This window comes from Amycolatopsis sp. cmx-11-12 (assembly GCF_046269425.1).
Classification (GTDB): domain Bacteria; phylum Actinomycetota; class Actinomycetes; order Mycobacteriales; family Pseudonocardiaceae; genus Amycolatopsis.
On the sequence record NZ_JADNQM010000004.1, the window covers coordinates 80,571 to 98,547 of the forward strand.

General features: G+C 69.9%; 14 protein-coding genes. 3 read left to right on the forward strand and 11 right to left on the reverse strand.

Annotated elements, in window-relative coordinates; genetic code table 11:
* Window positions 1-18: 18 nt before the first annotated feature.
* The 3 genes from ACLARN_RS06900 to ACLARN_RS06910 all read right to left on the reverse strand — a co-directional run bounded on the left by ACLARN_RS06900 (window position 19) and on the right by ACLARN_RS06910 (window position 4,143).
* Complete coding sequence (locus tag ACLARN_RS06900; RefSeq protein WP_409490453.1) at window positions 19-717, reverse strand: LPXTG cell wall anchor domain-containing protein; 699 nt, start codon at window positions 715-717, stop codon at window positions 19-21.
* A 223-nt stretch (window positions 718-940) separates the two neighbouring features.
* Window positions 941-2,461: an amino acid permease gene (locus tag ACLARN_RS06905; protein WP_409490454.1), complete on the reverse strand. Its 1,521-nt coding sequence runs from the start codon at window positions 2,459-2,461 to the stop codon at window positions 941-943.
* 767 nt (window positions 2,462-3,228) lie between these two features.
* Complete coding sequence (locus tag ACLARN_RS06910) at window positions 3,229-4,143, reverse strand: cation diffusion facilitator family transporter (protein ID WP_409490455.1); 915 nt, start codon at window positions 4,141-4,143, stop codon at window positions 3,229-3,231.
* A gap of 144 nt (window positions 4,144-4,287) precedes the next feature.
* Here ACLARN_RS06910 and ACLARN_RS06915 point away from each other — a divergent pair, with 144 nt between their 5' ends.
* Complete coding sequence (locus tag ACLARN_RS06915; protein ID WP_409490456.1) at window positions 4,288-7,302, forward strand: BTAD domain-containing putative transcriptional regulator; 3,015 nt, start codon at window positions 4,288-4,290, stop codon at window positions 7,300-7,302.
* 41 nt (window positions 7,303-7,343) lie between these two features.
* Here the strand turns inward: ACLARN_RS06915 and ACLARN_RS06920 are convergent, their stop codons facing one another.
* The 6 genes from ACLARN_RS06920 to ACLARN_RS06945 form a co-directional block, all read right to left on the reverse strand.
* Window positions 7,344-7,853, reverse strand: a complete 510-nt coding sequence (locus tag ACLARN_RS06920; RefSeq protein ID WP_409490457.1) for a hypothetical protein — start codon at window positions 7,851-7,853, stop codon at window positions 7,344-7,346.
* Window positions 7,854-8,054: 201 nt separating this feature from the next.
* Entirely contained in the window at window positions 8,055-9,278 is a 1,224-nt protein-coding gene (manA, locus tag ACLARN_RS06925) for a mannose-6-phosphate isomerase, class I (protein WP_409490722.1), read from the reverse strand.
* A 67-nt stretch (window positions 9,279-9,345) separates the two neighbouring features.
* The gene (locus ACLARN_RS06930; protein WP_409490458.1) at window positions 9,346-10,437 is read right to left on the reverse strand and encodes a hypothetical protein; all 1,092 of its coding nucleotides are present in this window, start codon (window positions 10,435-10,437) and stop codon (window positions 9,346-9,348) included.
* The gene (locus tag ACLARN_RS06935; RefSeq protein ID WP_409490459.1) at window positions 10,421-10,642 is read right to left on the reverse strand and encodes a Trm112 family protein; all 222 of its coding nucleotides are present in this window, start codon (window positions 10,640-10,642) and stop codon (window positions 10,421-10,423) included. The genes ACLARN_RS06930 and ACLARN_RS06935 overlap by 17 nt, the downstream gene beginning before the upstream one ends.
* A 52-nt stretch (window positions 10,643-10,694) precedes the next feature.
* The gene (locus ACLARN_RS06940) at window positions 10,695-12,050 is read right to left on the reverse strand and encodes a phosphomannomutase/phosphoglucomutase (RefSeq protein WP_409490460.1); all 1,356 of its coding nucleotides are present in this window, start codon (window positions 12,048-12,050) and stop codon (window positions 10,695-10,697) included.
* A 71-nt stretch (window positions 12,051-12,121) separates the two neighbouring features.
* The gene (locus ACLARN_RS06945; RefSeq protein ID WP_074038239.1) at window positions 12,122-12,475 is read right to left on the reverse strand and encodes a DUF3499 domain-containing protein; all 354 of its coding nucleotides are present in this window, start codon (window positions 12,473-12,475) and stop codon (window positions 12,122-12,124) included.
* Window positions 12,476-12,591: 116 nt separating this feature from the next.
* On the opposite strand from ACLARN_RS06945, the gene ACLARN_RS06950 reads away from it, so the two are divergent.
* Window positions 12,592-13,023: a metallopeptidase family protein gene (locus ACLARN_RS06950; RefSeq protein ID WP_076159697.1), complete on the forward strand. Its 432-nt coding sequence runs from the start codon at window positions 12,592-12,594 to the stop codon at window positions 13,021-13,023.
* Window positions 13,024-13,263: 240 nt separating this feature from the next.
* Here the strand turns inward: ACLARN_RS06950 and ACLARN_RS06955 are convergent, their stop codons facing one another.
* Both ACLARN_RS06955 and ACLARN_RS06960 read right to left on the reverse strand, forming a co-directional pair.
* Entirely contained in the window at window positions 13,264-16,524 is a 3,261-nt protein-coding gene (locus tag ACLARN_RS06955) for a glycosyltransferase (RefSeq protein WP_409490461.1), read from the reverse strand.
* Between the two features lie 135 nt (window positions 16,525-16,659).
* Window positions 16,660-17,043: a WhiB family transcriptional regulator gene (locus ACLARN_RS06960; RefSeq protein ID WP_007028952.1), complete on the reverse strand. Its 384-nt coding sequence runs from the start codon at window positions 17,041-17,043 to the stop codon at window positions 16,660-16,662.
* A gap of 171 nt (window positions 17,044-17,214) precedes the next feature.
* On the opposite strand from ACLARN_RS06960, the gene ACLARN_RS06965 reads away from it, so the two are divergent.
* Entirely contained in the window at window positions 17,215-17,976 is a 762-nt protein-coding gene (locus tag ACLARN_RS06965; RefSeq protein WP_409490723.1) for a site-2 protease family protein, read from the forward strand.
* The last annotated feature ends 1 nt before the right edge of the window (window position 17,977 follow it).

The window sequence follows — 17,977 nt, forward strand, 5'->3', positions numbered from 1 at the left end:
TTCAGGCATCAGCTAGCTTCAGTCGGCCTTGCGGCGCACACGCAGCAGGACCAGGACACCGGCACCGGCCAGTACCAGCAGGCCACCGGCCCACAGCAGCCAGGCGTTGTCGAAACCGGTGTCGGCGAGGCCGCCACCGTTGCCGCCGTTACCGCCGACGTTCGGGGCGGGAACCGCGGTGCTCGACGGAGCCGAGGTCTCGGACGGCTTGTCCGTGGTGGTCGGAGCGGTCGTCGGCGGCTTGGCCGTCGAGGTCTTCGTCGGCTCGCTCGGCTTCGGCTGCTCGGTCGGCTTGGTCTTCTCGCCGCACGCGTACCACTTGTCGATGTTCGCCTTGCTGCCGTCGCGGTTGAACGGCGCGCGCAGCTCGGTCCACGGCGGGGTGTCGCCGAGCTTGCGCTTGCCCGGCTCGTAGACGTTGTAGCCGTCGTCACCACCGAGGACGACGATCGCGGTCACCTTGACGCCTTCGCCGAGGCCGGTGATGTTGAGCCGCTTCTCACCGGCGCCACCGGTGAACTTGAAGTCCGAGTCGGACAGGGCCTTGCCGCCTGCCTTGACCTGTTCGCATTTACTGATGTTGCCGGGGATCGGCTTGGCGCGGTCGTCGTCGGAGTGGCAGGCCAGCGCCGAGCCGGCGGTGCCGAGCAGGGCGGCGGTCGCCAGTGCGACGACGGTGACGGCGGAGCGGACGCGCCGTCCGGACATGATCTGCATTCAGAGCTCTCCTGTACCGATCGGGGGACAAACGAGCAAAGCGCGGTGCCTCTTTTGAGGGACGAAGGTCAACTCGCGGTGCTTCTACACGAGCTCCGTTCACCCGTCAGGGTGAGGCAAGAGACCGGACGCTATCGCACACCGATTTCACACCGAAACCGGGGCCCCCGACAAAGCGGCCCACCATCCACAGAGGAATGGTGGGCCGCCGAAACGAGAATGATCAGTCCGAAACGGACGTCGGAACCTCGCCCTTGTTCTTCTTGCCGAGCAGCGAATTACGGCGGCTGTAGGCGAAGTAGATGACGACGCCCAGCGCCATCCACGCCAGGAAGCGCAGCCAGGTGAGAACGGTCAGGTTCAGCATCAGCCAGACGCAGGCGATGATCGCCAGGATCGGGATCACCGGGACCCACGGCACCCGGAAGGCGCGGGGCAGATCGGGCCGGGTCTTGCGCAGCACCAGCACGCCCGCGGAAACGAGAACGAAGGCGAAGAGCGTGCCGACGTTGACCATTTCTTCCAGTTTGTCCGCCGGGAAGAACGTCGCCGCGACCGCGACGAGCGAGCCGACCACGATGGTCGCCCGCTTCGGCGTGCCGTTCTCCCCGGTCTTCGCCAGCCCACGCGGCATCAGGCCGTCACGCGACATCGCGAAGATGATCCGGATCTGGCCGAGCATCAGCACCATGACGACGGTCGTCAGACCGGCGAGGGCACCGACGGAGATGATGTTGGCCGCCCAGTCGACGCCGTTGGCCGAGAACGCGGACGCGAGCGTCTTCTTGCCGCCGTCGCCCGCCGAAGTGGCGAGATCCTTGTAGTTGACCATACCGACGACCACGAGCGACACGGCGACGTACAGCACCGTGACGATGGCGAGCGAACCGAAAATGCCCCGGGGCACGGCCTTCTGCGGGTTGCGGGTCTCCTCGGCGGTGGTCGCGACGATGTCGAACCCGATGAACGCGAAGAACACCAGCGACGCCGCGGCCAGCAGACCGAAGACGCCGAACGCACTGCTGCCACCACCGGCGACCAAGGAGAACAGCGACTGGTCGACCCCGGTCGCCGCCGACTCCCCGGCGGGCTGGGCGTCGGGGACGAACGGGGTGTAGTTCGAACCCTTGATGTAGAAGATGCCGAGCACGATCACGAACAGCACCACCGCGACCTTGATGCCGGTGATCACCATCGAGAATCGCGACGACAGCTTCGTGCCGACCGCGAGCAGCGTGGCCAGCACGAGCACCACGAGCAAGGCACCCCAGTCGACCGGGATGGGGCCGATCTCGAACGTCGTCTTCGTGCCCTTGCCGAAAATGTAGGAGAGCACGGTTTCGAGGTAGGCGGACCAGCCCTTCGACACCGCGGCCGCGCCGACCGCGAGTTCCAGGATGAGGTCCCAGCCGATGATCCACGCCATGAACTCGCCGAACGTGGCGTAGGAGAACGTGTACGCGCTCCCGGCCACCGGAACGGTCGACGCGAATTCCGCGTAACAGAGGGCGGCCAGCGCGCAGGCGATGGCCGCGAACACGAACGCGAGCGAGACCGACGGCCCCGCGAAGTCACCGGCCGTGCGGGCGGTGAGGGTGAAGATCCCGGCCCCGATGACGACCGCGACACCGAAGACGGTCAGATCCCACGCGCTCAGGTTCCGCCTGAGCTTGGTCCCAGGCTCGTCGGTGTCCGCGATGGACTGCTCGATGGACTTCGTACGCCACAGACCGTTTCCGGGCACCCTTGACCTCCTACACCTGACTGCGGTTCAAGGGACCCTATCGCCCGGCACTGACGGGAGCGCGGTGGGAGAGCAACGAAGTATGCGGAGGTCGCGACGGTAATCGGCGGAGTACGGACAGTTGCTCCGGAAGGCAGTCGCGGGGCCTTCGGTCCAGGCCCACGCTTTCCGGCGCTCTGGTCGCCAGTACATGAAGGTCCCCTTCCTTGCGCCTAGCGCCTAGCGTCCGGCAAAGTCGAGATCTTGCAGGTCAGGTGGCTATTCGCCGCCTGCGTGAGGCTGACGATGAAGGAATCGGGACGTTCAGTGTCCCCATTCCTTCACCGTCAGCGGGCACACCGGTTGCGGAGCCCCCCGAGCGGGGAAGAATCCGGACGTTCAACGTCCGAAATCCTCCCCGCTCGACCCTTTCAGGCACCAGCGATGCCAAGCCCGAATTACCAAGAGCAGCACTGCGACTTTCCCGGGACCCTGCGCCTAGCGCAAGGAAGGTCCCCTTCATCTACTGGGGAAGGTGTGAAGGTCGCGTTTCCTCGGCTGAGCCGAGTGAAGGGGGCCTTCACTCGCCATCGTTGTGACTGGTGGGGCCTCGTGCGAGTGTTCCGAGCCCTTCACGGACCGCCGGTCCCGACCCAGCCGCCGTCGGTACCTAGAACAGCCCTTGGCCGTAACCCGAAACGCCATTCACGACCACCCACACATGCCATGAACGGCCCGTTACTTGCAAATTTTGCAAGTAACGGGCCGTTCATGGCATCGGGAGTGGCTCAGGCCAGCGAGCGGTCCAGGTCCGGCTCCAGGTAGATCAGCTTCGCCGTCGGCACCTTCGCGCGCACACGCGCTTCGGCGTCATCGATGGCTTGAGCGATATCGGCGGTCTCCAGCCCGGGCACCAGCGCGAGCTTCGCGGCCACCAGCATCTCGTCCGGGCCGATGTAGAGGGTGCGGATGTGGATGACCCGCTCGACCTTGCCCGCGGCGAGTTCGTCCACGATCGTGTCGAGGTCGGGCTCGGAGGCGCCCTCGCCGATCAGCAGGCTCTTCATCTCGATGATCAGGATGATCGCGATGACGCCGAGCAGCAGGCCGATCGTCACGGTGCCGATGCCGTCCCACACCGGATTCCCGGTGACGACCGACAGCCCGACACCGGCGAGCGCGAACACCAGGCCGAAGAGCGCGCCCGCGTCCTCCAGCAGGACCACCGGCAGCTCGGGCGTCTTGGCCTGGCGGATGAACGCCCACCAGCCCGCGTCGCCCTTGATCTTCTTCGACTCCTGGATCGCGGTGTAGAAGGAGTAGCACTCCAGTCCGATCGCGACCACCAGGATGCCGACCGCCACCCACGGCGAGGTCAGCGCCTCCGGCTCGCTGATCTTGTGGATGCCCTCGTACAGCGCGAACACCGAACCGAGGCTGAAGAGCATCAGCGCGACGATGAACGAGTAGAAGTACCGGTCCCGCCCGAAGCCGAACGGGTGCGTGCGGGTCGCCTTGCGCTGCGAGGTCTTCTGACCGAGCAGCAGGAGACCTTGGTTCGAGGTGTCCGCGAGCGAGTGCACGGACTCGGCGAGCATCGAGGACGACCCCGTGATGAGGAAGCCGGTGAATTTCGCGACCGCGATGCCGGCGTTCGCCACGAGCGCGGCGATGATCGCCTTGGTTCCGCCACCTGCAGACACGTGCAACTCCCCAACTGGTGTCCCGATATGCCGGGTTCGAAGGCTAGCAGTGCAGATGAGCCTCGTGGCGCCGGGCAGGACAGGTCACAGAACTGTCGGTACCCCTCGCTAGGGTCGCCCCTCTCATGACCTGGGGAGGTGCCCGTGCCGCGATTCGGCGTGCTCGGACCGTTGACGATCGAAAGCCCGCCCGGGCGGCGCACGACGCCGCGCGGCGATCATCAGCGTGCCCTGCTGGCCGTCCTGCTGCTGAACGCGAACTCGTCCGTCCCGGTCGACGCCCTGGTCGAGGCCCTCTGGCCGGAGACGCCGCCCAAGTCGTACTCCTCGAATCTGCACACGTACGTCTCCCGTCTGCGGGCGCGGTTCGAGGGGCTGGAGATCGAGCGGGATCCGCGCGGCTACCGGCTGGTGGTCGAGCCCGCCGACCTCGATCTGCTGTCCTTCCGCGAAGCCGCCGCGGCGGGGAAGGCGGCGGCGCGGGCGGGCGATCCGGCGGTGGCCGCCGGGCACTATCGCCGCGCGCTGGCGGAATGGCGCGGGCCGGTCCTGTCCGGACTGCACGTCCCCCGGCTCGACGCGGACGTCGCCCGGCTCGAATCGGAACGCCTCGCCGCCTTCGAAGACTGTGTCGACGCCGAACTGTCCGACGGCAGGCACGGCGAACTCACCGGCGAACTCCAGGCGATGATCACCGAACATCCCCTGCGTGAGCGGCTCGCCGCGCAGCTGATGATCGCGCTGCACCGCGCCGGGCGGCAGGCCGATTCACTGGCCGTCCACCGCGAGCTGCGCGCCACCCTCGTCGAGGAACTCGGCGTGGAGCCCGGCGCCGAGGTCCGCCGCGTGCACGCCGCCGTGCTGCGCGGTGAGGATCCGGTGCCGTCCGCCAAGCCGGCGCCGATCTTCCCGATCTGCCAGCTGCCGCCGGACATCGCGGATCTCGCCGGTCGCGAGCACGAGATCGCGAAACTCTCTGGGCTGCTCGGCGAAGGCACGGGCGTCCCGGTCGCGGTGATCACCGGCGAACCCGGCGCGGGCAAGTCCACCCTCGCGGTCAGCACCGCGCACCGGCTCCGCCGGTCCTTTCCGGACGGACAGCTGTTCGTCCCGCTGGCGGGCGCCTCCAACCCGCGCGAACTCGCCGACGTCCTCGGCGACCTGTTGCGCGCGCTGGGGGTCACCGGTCCCGCCATCCCGGACGACGTCGAGGCGCGGGCGGCGGTCTATCGCGGCCGTCTCGCCGATCGGCGGGTCCTCGTGGTGCTCGACGACGCCGCGAGCCCCGAGCAGGCCCGCGCGCTGCTGCCGGGAACGCCGGGCAGCGCCATCCTGATCACCAGCAGGCAACGGCTTTCCGGGCTCGCCGGGGCGAGTCGCCTCCACCTCGCCCCGCTGTCCGGCGCCGAAGCGATGACCCTGCTGGAGCGGCTGGCCGGGCCGGATCGGGTGGACGCCGAACGCGCGGACGCGGAGCGCATCGCCAAAGCCTGCGGCAATCTCCCACTGGCACTGCGGATCGCCGGCAGCAGGCTCGCCATGCGGCCGGGCATGCCGCTTGGGAAACTCGCCGGGAAGCTGGAGGACGAGGTCTCGCGCCTCGACGAACTCCAGGTCAGCGATCTCCAGGTGCGCGGCAGCATCGCGTTGAGCTATCAGGCGCTGAGCCCGGCCGCGCGGCGCGCGTTCCGGTTGATCGGCCGCTGCCGCACCCTCGACCTTCCTGCGTGGGCGGTGTCGACCCTCATCAACGACACCGCCGACGAAGAAGCAGAGGAGGCCATCGACGAACTCGTCGAGGCCAGCCTGCTCGAAGCCACCGGTCTCGACCCGACGGGTGAGCAGCGGTTCCGCGTGCACGACCTCGTGCGCGTGTTCGCCACGGAACTCGGCCGTGAACTGGAGACCCACGCCGAGCGGGTGGCCAGCGTCGCGAAGGTGTCGGACGCGGCACTGTGCCTCGCCGACACGGCGGCCCGCCGCCTGCCGAGGACGGTGCCGATGCCGTTGTCGGATCAGGACGTCCCCGCGCAGCCGCTGCCTGCCGAACTGGTCGAGCGGCTGCTGCGTGACCCCGGGACGTGGTTCTCCGTGGAGCGGGCCAACCTGGTCGCCGCCGTCTCGTCGCTGTGTGCCGTCGGCTGGCGGCGAAAAGCGTTGCGGATACTGGAAAGGCTGAGCGCGTACCTGTACCTGCACAGCCACTACACCGACATGCGGACGGCGTACGAGACCTTGCGCGACGCCGCTCGCGAAGCGGACGACAGGCATATCGCGGTCATCGCCGAAGCGAACCTGACGGTGTTGCTGCACGCTCGTGGCGAGTACGAACGCGCCGTCGAGGGCTACCGCGAATGCTCGAAGGAGCTGGCGGAGCTGGGCGACAGTTCCGCGCAGGCGTGGGTCGAGACGAATCTGGCGCGCTGTCTCGTCGGCCTCGGCCGGGCCGGGGAATCCTTGCACGCGGCGACTCAGGCCCGCGAACTGTCCACTGTGGAGGAAACCGGGCCGGGAGCGTACGCGCGGCACGCGGAGTCCGCGGCGCTGCACCGGCTCGGCAAGATCTCCGAGGCGCTGGAGATCGACCGCAGGATCCTCGCGCTCGCACGGGAATGCGGGGACGAACGTCAGCTCGGCGTTGCCCTGCAAGGACTTTCGTGGTCGCTGATGCTCGACGGCCGCCAGGAGGAGGCGCTGGAGACGATCGAAGAATCGGTCCGGGTGCTGCGCCGGACGACGGCGAAATCGGCGCTGGCCAAGTCGTTGCGCACTCAGGGCGCGATCCTCGCCGGTGCCGGGCGGCGCGTCGGCGCAGTGAAGGCGTATGAGAACGCGCGACGGCTGGCGGGTGCGCTCGAAGAACGGCCGCGGGAACTTTCCTGCACCCGCGCGATCGCGGCGAGCTGGATCGGCGACGGCCGGGCCGATCGCGCGATTCCCGTGTTGCGCCGCTGTCTCGACGAATTCCGTGCCATGGGCGGGAAACCCGCGACAGGCCTCACCCTGCACGTGTTGCGCCGGGCGTACGAGGCCGTCGGGGAAACGAAAGCGGCCGAGGCGGCGGGCGAAGAGGCGAAGCGATTGGAAGTCCCCCACGACGCCAACGCTTCGACCCTCGTCCGGCTGCTGTTGTCGCTCACCGAACCCGCCCCGGCCTGACCGGGGGGTGCCCGACCCCTCAGACGAGCACCTCCCGGAAATCACTGTGCGACGAGCCGTGGCGCCCGCAGGTCGGCGGAGAACCAGGCCAGCGTGATCACCAGCACGCCGTTGGCCGCGACGTCCCACACCGGCGGCGAGGCGGGTTCGAGACGCGAGACCGCGAACACGTTGAGCAGACCGGCCACGGTCAGCATCACGCGAGTGGGCTGCGCGCCCGTGACCAGCAGTGCGGCGGTCAGCAGCACCTGTGCGCCGAGCGTGACCAGCACGACCAGCGGAAGGTTCAGCCTGCTCTCCGCGTCGGTGGCGAGGTCGTGCAGACCGGAGCCCGCCGCCTTGACGGACTCGATCGCCTCACCGGCGAACCCCGCCAGTGCCTGCGCCGAGACGACCAGGTCCTGACCGTCCGGCAGCACCAGCACCCGGTCGACGACCGGGACGAGCGCGGACACGACCGCGATTCCGAGCGTGGCGAGAAGGGCGGTGGGGCGCACGGAAACCGGCACCCGGTAAGCGCGTCCGCTCGCCGCGTCGGGATGGGATGTCACTGCTGCCTGCTCCTTGGCTGTCGACGTCCGGGACGAGCCGACAACAAGCGCCGGGTCACCCCTTCGGGCGATAGTTGCGGAACCCACCACACGGAACGCACACACTTCGACCAAGCCCTCACGCAATTCGGCACCTGCTTGCGGTACTTGCGCGTGCAAATACCGCAAGCAGGTGCCGAATTGCGGAAGAGTGGGGGGGGGTCAGCAGGTGCCGGCGGTGGCGCGGAAGACCTGGGTGCGCTCACCGGAAAGCGGGCGGACGCGGACGGCGGGGTCGGCGGCCGGGAGCCACACCGATTGGCCACGGCGGAGTTCGACCTGCTCACCGTCGTCGGCGGTCACCAGCAGGGCACCCGCGGTGCACAGCAGGATCTGCGGGCCGATGTCGTGGACGGCGACCTCGCCGTCGTCCCCGGCCTCCCACTCGATCCGCGACAGCTCGAACTCCGGCGCGTCGGTGTGGTACACCGACATCCGCGCCTCCTCTGTGCCGCTCTGCACCGGCATCTCGCCGCACGCGAAGTCGACGACGCGCAGCAACTCCGGCACGTCGACGTGCTTGGGGGTCAGCCCGCAGCGCAGGATGTTGTCCGAGTTCGCCAGGATCTCGACCGCGGTGCCGTGCAGGTACAGGTGCAGGTTCCCGGCGGGAAGGTAGATCGCCTCGCCCGCGCTGAGGGTGAGGCGGTTGAGCAGCAGCGCCGCGAGCACGCCCGCGTCCCGCGGATGCGACTCGCCGAGTTCCAGGATGGTCCGGCATTCGACGTCGAACTCGCCGCGTTCCTGGACGTGTTTGACGCACGAATCGAGGACCTCGGGCAGCAGTTCGTCGAGCGCGGCCTGCGGCAGGGTGATCCAGGTGGTGAACAGCGCGCGCAGCCCGGCCGGATCCGGCTGGGCCTCCAGCAGCACCGCGTACTTCGCCAGTCCTGGCGTCTCGATCGCCTTGAGCAGCGAGATCGTGCGTTCCGGGTCGCGGAAGCCCGCGAGCGCGTGGAACTCGGTCAGCGCGCAGACGAGTTCCGGCTTGGCCGTCGGATCCGGGTAGTTGCGGTTCGAGGCGTCGCGCGGGATCCGGGCCGCCTCCTCGCGCGCGTACCCCTCCGCCGCCTGCGCGGCAGACGGGTGCGCCTGCATCGAAAGGGGCTCTTCGGCGGCGAGGATCTTCAACAGGAACGGCAGCCTGCCGCCCCAGCGTCCGGCGCAGCTCGTGCCGAGCTGGCCGACCGGATCGGCTTCGACGAGCTCCAGCAGGCTCCGCTCGGTGCCATCCGGGCCGATGACGTGGGACGGGTCGCCGGGGTGGGCGCCCATCCACAGTTCCGCCTCCGGGTGCGGCGCCGGCACCGGACGCCCCAGCAGCTCGGGGATCGTCGTTCTGGACCCCCACGCGTAGGGCCGCACGGCATTGCGCAGCAGCTCCACTGTCACCTCAACTCCTCGCCGGGCACGGGTGGTGCCGGCCCTCATTTCCTAACGTCGCGCGCGGGGCTCACGCCGGTGCGGGCGTGTACCTCCCGGCGCCGCCGATGCTGCCGACGGCCAGCCCCAGATAGACCGCGGCCAGCTCGAAACGCAGCGCGAGAACGGCCGCACGCACGATCTCGTCCGTTTCGATCTCTTCGGCCGGGGCGATCACATCCGCACCGGGTAGCAGGTCTTCCGCCTGGTAGCGAGCCGCCTCCGAGGCCGGCCCCGTCCGAATCGAGAGGAGCAACACCCTCGGCGTCGAGCCGACCCCCTCCTCCGGGTCCGCGAAGATATCGCGATCCACGCTCCCGGACAACGCCGCCCGGCGCAAAGCAGGCCTGGCCAGCGCCTGGCGGTAGTCCTCCACGTCACAGACGAGTGCCGCGTGGGCGGCGAACGCGTGGGCGGCGTGCTCGCCGACGGCGACCGCGACCGGGTCCAGCCCCCACAGCAGCGGCTGGCGATCGGCCACCATCAGCGCCATCGCCTTGGCCGGGTTCGCGAACGAGTCCCTGGCCAGGTAGTCCTTCTCGGCTTCCGCGTCGAGATGGTCGGCGAGCTGCTCCAGGTCGGCGACCAGCAGGCCGAGCGCGTTCGCGGTGAGCAGAGCCGCGGCGAGCCCGCGCGGGAAGGCCATCTCCGGCGGGACCGGGAGCCTCGGCGTGAGGATCAGTCCCTTGCCCGCGACGGCGGCCGCGACCGGGCCCTCGCCGGGAGCGGACAGCACGACGGTCGCACCGAACCGGGCGGCGCGCTCCAGCGAAGCGGCCAGCTCACGGTCGCCGGCGTCGTCCGTGTGCGCGAAGACGACGTCGAGCGCGCCGATCCAGCTGGGCACCACCTCGGCGACGACCACCGGCACCGGGCAGGCCGGGGTCAGCAGCGCGGCGACCAGCCTGGTCAGCGTCCGGCTGACCCCTGGCCGGTCGATCAGCACGAGCGCGCGCGGGCGCCCGACGTCCAGCCGATCGCTCAGCTCGATTTCTGCCGCGGCTTCGGCGGTCGCCCGAACCTGGGCGCCCGCCATCGCCGCGGCACGGAGGAGCCCCGCGGTGTCGGCCTCGGCCAACCTCGCGGGATCGTCGAGCAGGGAATCGTCAGGGGCCGTCGGCATGGGCGCCATCCGGGTTCGTCGGCTCGGTGGCTTCGTCCAGCAACAGTACCGGGATTCCATCACGGACCGGATACACCCGACCGCACTCCGTGCAGGTGAGCGCGTCGGCCTCCGGATCGGCCGTCGTCCCCGTCCGCAGTGGTGCGTGATCGGGGGACGGGCAGGCCAGGATCTCCAGCAGCTGTGCGTCAAGCGTGACGGCCATGCTCACTCCCTACCTGTGGGACATCTCTATGTGTGTTTTCACGACACATTCGTTACCCACGGACAATCGCCAATACGTCTTCGGTCAGCGCCCGGACGGCCTCGGCGTCGGCGGCCTCGACGTTCAGGCGGAGCAGCGGCTCGGTGTTCGACGGGCGCAGGTTGAACCAGCCGCCACCGGGCAGCTGCACGGTGAGCCCGTCCAGTTCGTCGATTTCGACGCCGTCGCGCGCGCCGAAGGCGTCCTTGACCGCGATCATGCGCGCGACCTGATCGTCCACGGTCGAGTTGATCTCGCCGGAGGCCGCGTAACGCGAGTACTCGGCGGTCAGCTCGGACAGCGGGCCCGACTGCTCGCCGAGGGCGGCGAGGACGTGGAGCGCGGCCAGCATGCCGGTGTCGGCACGCCAGAAGTCGCGGAAGTAGTAGTGCGCGGAGTGCTCGCCGCCGAAGATCGCGCCGGTCTTGGCCATCTCGCCCTTGATGAACGAGTGCCCGACCCGGGTGCGCACCGGCTTGCCGCCGTGTTCGGCGACGATCTCCGGCACCCCCTTCGACGTGATCAGGTTATGGATGATGGTGCCGCCCGGCTCCTTCTCCAGCTCACGGACCGCGACCAGCGCGGTGATGGCGCTCGGCGACACCGGCTCGCCGCGCTCGTCGACGACGAAGCAGCGGTCCGCGTCGCCGTCGAAGGCGAGGCCCGCGTCGGCGCCTTCCTCGCGCACCTTCGCCTGGAGGTCGACGATGTTCTTCGGGTCGAGCGGGTTGGCCTCGTGGTTCGGGAAGGTGCCGTCGAGCTCGAAGTACATCGGCACGACCTCGATGGGCAGGCCCGCGAAGACGGTCGGGACGGTGTGGCCGCCCATGCCGTTGCCCGCGTCGACGACGACCTTCAGCGGGCGGCTGCCCGACAGGTCGACGAGCTTGCGCAGGTACGCCGCGTAGTCGGCGAGGACGTCCTTCTCGGTCACGGAGCCGCGCTGGCCCGCGAAGGCGGGTACACCCTGGTCGACGGTGTCGCGGATCTCCGCGAGACCAGAGTCCTGGCCGACCGGAGCGGCACCCGAGCGGCACAGCTTGATGCCGTTGTACTTCGCCGGGTTGTGGCTGGCGGTGAACATGGCGCCCGGCAGGTTCAGCGAGCCGGACGCGAAGTACAGCTGGTCGGTGCTGGCGAGGCCGATCGTCACGACGTCGAGGCCCTGCGAGGTCACGCCGTCGGCGAACGCGGCGGAAAGCTCCGGCGAGGAGTCGCGCATGTCGTGGCCGATGACGATCGCGTCCGACTCGGGTTTGATCAACAGGGCGAACGCCGAACCGAGGTCGCGGACGAGCGCCGCGTCCAGCTGCTCACCGACCACGCCGCGAATGTCGTAGGCCTTCACGATGCCCGAAAGGTCTGGCACGCCTGCTCCCCGCCAATAGTCTCGTTACAACGCCCTCTGGCGCCCCGAAAGCCTACCGGCGAGGTCTCGCGTCAGGCTCGGCCGGGCAGGACGCGCAGGTGGCCGCGCCTGCCCGACGGTCCCTCGGGTTCGGGGTCGGGCGCGGGCTTGTCGGAGCGGCCCGCTTCGCGCACGGCCTCGGCCAGCGCGGTCAGCTCGTCGGCGGACGGGTCGGGAGCGGCGAAGGCTCCCTCGTGCCGGACGACTTCCCATCCCTTGGGCACGGTGAGCCGGAGGGCGTGGGCTTCGCAGAGGTCATAGGAGTGCGGCTCGCTCGCGGTGGCCAGTGGGCCCACGACGGCGGTCGAATCGCTGTAGGCATACGTGAGCGTGGCGACAGCGGGTTCGAGGCAACCCGTTCGCGAACACTTTCGTACGCTCCGCACGATCGAGAACGATAGCGCGTCGCGGACGCGGCGTACCGGCGACACGCGCTTCGACTCGCCGAGCGCGTACCCTTCGGTTCGTGGCGACGGCTCGTGATTCCCGACAGCGACGGCGGATGCGCCGGGACCGGCACGGCCGGGGCCTGCGCGGAGCGCTGTATCCGTCGACCCTTCCCGCCGCCGCTAGCAGGGCGGAAAGGTTCGACGCACTGGTTTTGGACGCGCTCGAACCGATCGAAGCGCGGTGGCGGCACGAGCTGACGAAGCTCGACGTCGCCGTCGACGACGTCCCCGAAGTTCGCTCGGATGGCGCACCGACCGGAGTGGACGGCGTGCTGCACGACGGCGCCGTCCCGCTCTCGCGGCTCGTGCCCGCCGGCGTCGACCGCGCCGGACTCCCGACGCGTGCCCGCATCGTCCTCTACCGCCGCCCTCTCGAAGCACGCGCGAAGGACCCGGGCGAACTCGCGGAACTCGTCCACGACGTCCTCGTCGAACAGGTCGCTGGCTACCTCGGCGTCGAACCAGACGTCATCGAAGGCGACTAACCCCCGCTCACTCGCCGCTCTCCGCGCAGCCCCCGCCCTTCCCCGGGGGGCGTCCCCAGTCCAGCGTATCGGCTAGGACCGACGGGACCTGGGGAAACGGGCTCGGAACGCGAAGTTGTCCACAAGGGGATCGGGCTGTGGACAACTCGGTTCTGGTGGCACTGGCGAGCCGTGGCGTGTTCCCAATGTCGCAGCGCGGAACGCCAGGGCGGGCAAGCGCGCGGCAGACGACCATGTGACCTAGAGAGGTCGCCGCCGCGTAGGCACCGCGGTCAGCAGCGTGAACAGCACCGCCGCGATCTGCGCCAGCAGCAACAGGTTCCGCGTCGTGCCTTGGTGCTCCACCACCACCTCCGAAGGCGTGGGAGGCACCGAGACCGCCACCTGGTGGCCCCACGCCCGCACGATCGGCACGGCCTTGCCGTCCACGCTCGCCTGCCAGCCCGCCTCGAACTCCGCGGCCAGCACGAGCAGCCGCCCGGTCGGGCCTTCCGAGACGCGCACCCGCACGTCCGGCAGCCCGGCCTGCACCGGCGCCACCCCTGGCGACACCCCCGGCGCGCCCTTCCCGGTCACGGCCGCCTGCGCCAGTTCCGGCGAGATCAGCGCCACCTGACCGCCCGCGGGCAGCAGCCGCAGCACCGGACGCCCGTCCGAGGTCGGCGCCGCCAAAACCACCAGATCACGCGCGAGTTCGACGAAAGCGCCGCCATCGGCACCACTGGGCAGCACGACGTACAGCACACCGGAAGCCGCGGCGGCCGCGAAGGCCTGCTTCATCGCGTCCGGCGAACCGGTCAGCAGGTCCCGGCGCCACGAGGCGAGCCGGTCGGCGCTGCCGGGTGTCGGCGCGAGTTCGTCGTCGCCGTAGAGCGGCAACCGTCCCCCGGTCTGCCGAACGGGCTCACCCACGACCAGAACCGAGCGCCCACTGGAAGCCAAGTCGAGAGAGGGACGCTCACCCGACCGCAGCGGGCCTTCCCGGCCGGCGACGACCGCACCGGTCGCCAGCGCCAGCAGCACGAGCACCCCGGCGACGGCCGTGACCTTCGCCAGCCACGGCGCCGGTTCGACCCTGGTCCCACCACGTTGCCAGGTGGCCAGCACCGTCCACAGCAGCCCCGCGCCGATCACCAGCAGCGGCACCCCGGCGAACCCGGTCGCGTGCGCGCCGCCCGACATCGGCGTCACCGCCACGAACCGCACCGCCACGAGACCGAGCGCGCCCAGCACGACGACCGCGACACCACCGCCCGCGCCCTTCGACGGCCGGACCACCAGCGCGACGATCGCGGCCGCGACCAGGACCACCCCGACCGGCCACGCGCCGGGACCGCCGGGGTCCAGCCCGGCGAGATCGGCGCCGGACGCGGCCGTCGCGCCGCCGCCGAGCCCGTGCAGCAACAGTTCCGGATGCCGCAGCAGCACACTCGGCCACGGCAGCAACAGCGCCAGCGGCAGGAAGACCACGATGCCGACCGACGCGATCCGCCGCGCGAGCCCGGTCGGCGAAGGCAGCACCACGAACCCGATCACCAGCCCGACCAACGCCAGCGCGTGCGCCAGCGGCGAGAAGGCGCAGATCAGCGCCAGCCCGATCGCGCTCAGCGCGGAAACGTGCAGCCATCGCGAATCCGCGCGGACCAGCAGCCCGACGATGCCCGCGATCACCAACGGCAGCAGCAGATGCACGACGACGACGTCGAGCCGCCCCTGCGCGACCGAAGCCGTGGCCGCGGGCAGCACGCCGTACGCCGCCGCGGCGACGGCACGCACCCAGCGACGCACGCGAAGGTGCCGAGTGGCCACGTACGCGCTCAGAGCGGCGAGCGGGATGTCACCGATCAGCAGGATCGCGACCAGCGCCGCGGGTCCGCCGATCGGCGCGAAGATCGCCCCGAGGATGCCCAGCACCGGCAGCGTCGCGGGCGCGGGACTCGCCGTCCCCCCGGCGATCGCGTGCCACGGCGCGAGATACGACGACCAGATCTCGCCGAGCCCGCCGACCGGCAGCAGTTTCCCGCCGAAGAGGTCCAGCCCGAGCCGGGAACCGTTGACCGCGAACGCGAGCGCCGTCAGCACGACGAGCACGATCACCGGCGGCGCGAACAAGGTCGCGCTGAGCACCCGCTTCCGGTCGACCTCGACGAACACGAGTTCCGGCTCCGGCCGCCGACCGCCGTCACGCGGCACCGGCGACGGTTTCAGCCCCTCTGCCACGGGCTTTTCGGGAACGGCGACAGCCACGACCGCGCTGGGCCGCCGCAGCCCCGTCCCCCGCGACCCGACCCCGCGCATCGCCCCGGCGGGCAGCGCGCCGGGGCCGACCGGACGATCTTGCCCGGCCTTCACCGCTTCCGGCGGAATCCAGGCGCCTTCCTGATCCGCGCTCTCCGGCACGGTCCCGAGGGCGAAATCCCGTTCGACGCCGCGTCGGACGAGGCCGACGACACCGGCGCGGACCGCGTTGCGCACGCGCGTCATCCGCCCGGTGAAGAGACCTCGGACGGTGCCGGGCCGGTCGGTCTTCCGGCGTTCGGCGCGGGCCGTGCGTAGGCCGCCGCGACCGCGCAGTAGGTACCAGGTCGCCGCGAGTTCCGCGCCCGCCTCGTCGGTGCGGCGCAGCAGCAGGAACGCGAGCGCGCGCAACAACGCGAACAGCGGGATTCGAATCAAGCCGAACCAAAACGACAACGGGGAGCAATTGACGAGGAACACCCGGAGCCCGTGCGCGCGGTTCGCCGTCGCGAGGGAAAGGCCGAGCACGTCCGGTTCCCGCTGTCCGGTGCTGAGCGCGCGGGCGTGCCGTAGCCGCGCCGACGGCACCGAAAGCACGCGCCCGCCCGCGGCGTTGGCCCGCCAGCCGAAGTCGAGATCCTCGCGCAGCAAGGGAAATCCGGGGTCGTAGCCGCCGAGGTCGTGCCAGACTTCGCGCCGCACCAGTGATCCCGCGCTCGGCACGGCGAGCACGGCGGTGGCGGTCTCCTCGGGCGAGATCTGCTGCCGGTGGCCGATGGCGTCGGTCGACAGCCCGGCTTCGACGATCAGCCGCGGGTCGCTCCAGTCCACCGCGAGCGGACCAAGCACCGTCGCCGCCGGCTCGTTTTCGGCCGCTGTCAACAGGTTCTCGAGACAGTCGGGTTCCGGCGCACAGTCATCGTGCAGCAACCAGACCCAGCCGCCGGGATCACCCCAGCGTTCGACGGCGTGCTCGACGGCCTCGCCGACCGCGGCACCGAAGCCCACATCACTCGAAAGCGTGAGGATTCCGTCAAGGACCGGCGCCTCGCCCGCGACACCTTCGGCCGCAGCGGCGTCGGTGAGGATTCGCGCGGTCCGGTCAGTGGAACCGGTGTCGACGGCCAGCACGTGCCGGGGCCGGACACCGCTGCGCCGCAGCGCGGAAAGCGCCAGTGGCAACCAGTTCTCGCCGTTGTGACAGACCACAATGGCCAGAACGGGGGCCGTACGCGGCACAGGTGACGCGGCAGTGCGAGACAACGGGCACTCCAGATGTGGCGGCGACGTCGAGTGCCGCCACCCTACGACGCGACCCTGTCACCCGTTGGTGGCCCCACTATGTGGATGCGGAGCAGGAAGCGATCTCCGGCGCACTGACGGTGCCGGAGATCGCCGTCACACGGCTCGTTTCTTCAGTTTCCTACGCTCACGTTCGGAGAGCCCGCCCCAAATACCGAACCGCTCGTCATGTGCGAGGGCGTACTCGAGGCACTCGTCCTTGACCTCGCAACCGAGGCAGATCCGCTTGGCTTCGCGGGTGGAGCCGCCCTTCTCAGGGAAGAACGCCTCCGGGTCCGTCTGCGCGCAGAGGGCCCGTTCCTGCCAGTCCTGCTCTTCCGCGGAGGCATCGTCGAAAAGCTCGGTGAGATCGCCCAGTTGCTGCTCCGGGACCTCACCCCAACCCACGACTTGCCCCCATTCCCTTCCATCTGCTTCCAACCGCACGTCCGCCTCCTCGCTATCCACGCACTCCCCAGGCTGGCGGTGTTGAAACACCATCCGCCGCCCCCTTCCAGCGACGAATGACATCACTGTGATTACACCCGTGTAGTGCGGTCAGGTCAAGCGGAGTAGCGAGTTCGGGGGATACCCGCGCGCGGGAGCGCAAGGGGACACGCCGAGAACTTCACATCGGGCATACGGAAGACTGGTGGGGTGCAGAGATCAGCAGTGCGGCCAAGCCCGATCTTCCTCGGCATCCTCGCGGTCACCGTCCTGGGCGGTGTACTGGCGGCTTTCGGCGAAGAGACCATGATTTTCACGCAGCAGTACGACGTGCTGACCATCGCCGGCGTGGTCCTGCTCGTCGCCGGAGGCTGGGTGGCGTCACTGACGCTGCACGAGTTCGGCCACGCGATCGTGGCGTTCCGCGGCGGCGACCACAGTGTCGCCCACAAGGGTTATCTGTCCATGGACGTCCGGAAGTACACGGATCCGGTGCTGTCCATCGTCCTGCCGTTGGTATTCCTCATCATCGGCGGCATCCCACTGCCGGGTGGCGCGGTGTGGATCGAACACGGGCGCCTGCGGTCGCGCGGGGTCCAGTCGTGGGTGTCGCTCGCCGGGCCGCTGAGCAACCTCGCCGTCGGCGTCGTGCTGACCCTCGTCGTCGCGCTGGTCCCGATGTCGAGCGGGCTCGTGATCGGGCTTTCGTTCCTGGCGCTGCTTCAGATCGTCACGTTCATGCTGAACATCCTGCCGATCCCCGGTCTCGACGGCTGGGGCGCGATCGAGCCGTATCTTTCGCCCGGCGCGCGTGAGTTCGGCGCGAAGGCCCGGCCGTGGGCGCCGCTCGCGCTGTTCGCCATCCTGTTCGCCGTGCCGGGAGCCAGCTCGTTGCTGTGGCAAGCCTCTTACACGATCTTCGACTCCGTCGGAGGGTTCACGCGCGCCGCCCAGTACGGCCAGGACGCGTTCATGTTCTGGAGGTAGT

Coding starts and splice junctions, on each gene's coding strand:
- ACLARN_RS06900 (WP_409490453.1), bottom strand. CDS start 717: ATGCAGATCATGTCCGGACGGCGCGTCCGCTCCGCCGTCACCGTCGTC.
- ACLARN_RS06930 (WP_409490458.1), bottom strand. CDS start 10,437: ATGCCGACGGCCCCTGACGATTCCCTGCTCGACGATCCCGCGAGGTTG.
- ACLARN_RS06935 (WP_409490459.1), bottom strand. CDS start 10,642: ATGGCCGTCACGCTTGACGCACAGCTGCTGGAGATCCTGGCCTGCCCG.
- ACLARN_RS06950 (WP_076159697.1), top strand. CDS start 12,592: ATGCGCCGGGACCGGCACGGCCGGGGCCTGCGCGGAGCGCTGTATCCG.
- ACLARN_RS06960 (WP_007028952.1), bottom strand. CDS start 17,043: ATGGTGTTTCAACACCGCCAGCCTGGGGAGTGCGTGGATAGCGAGGAG.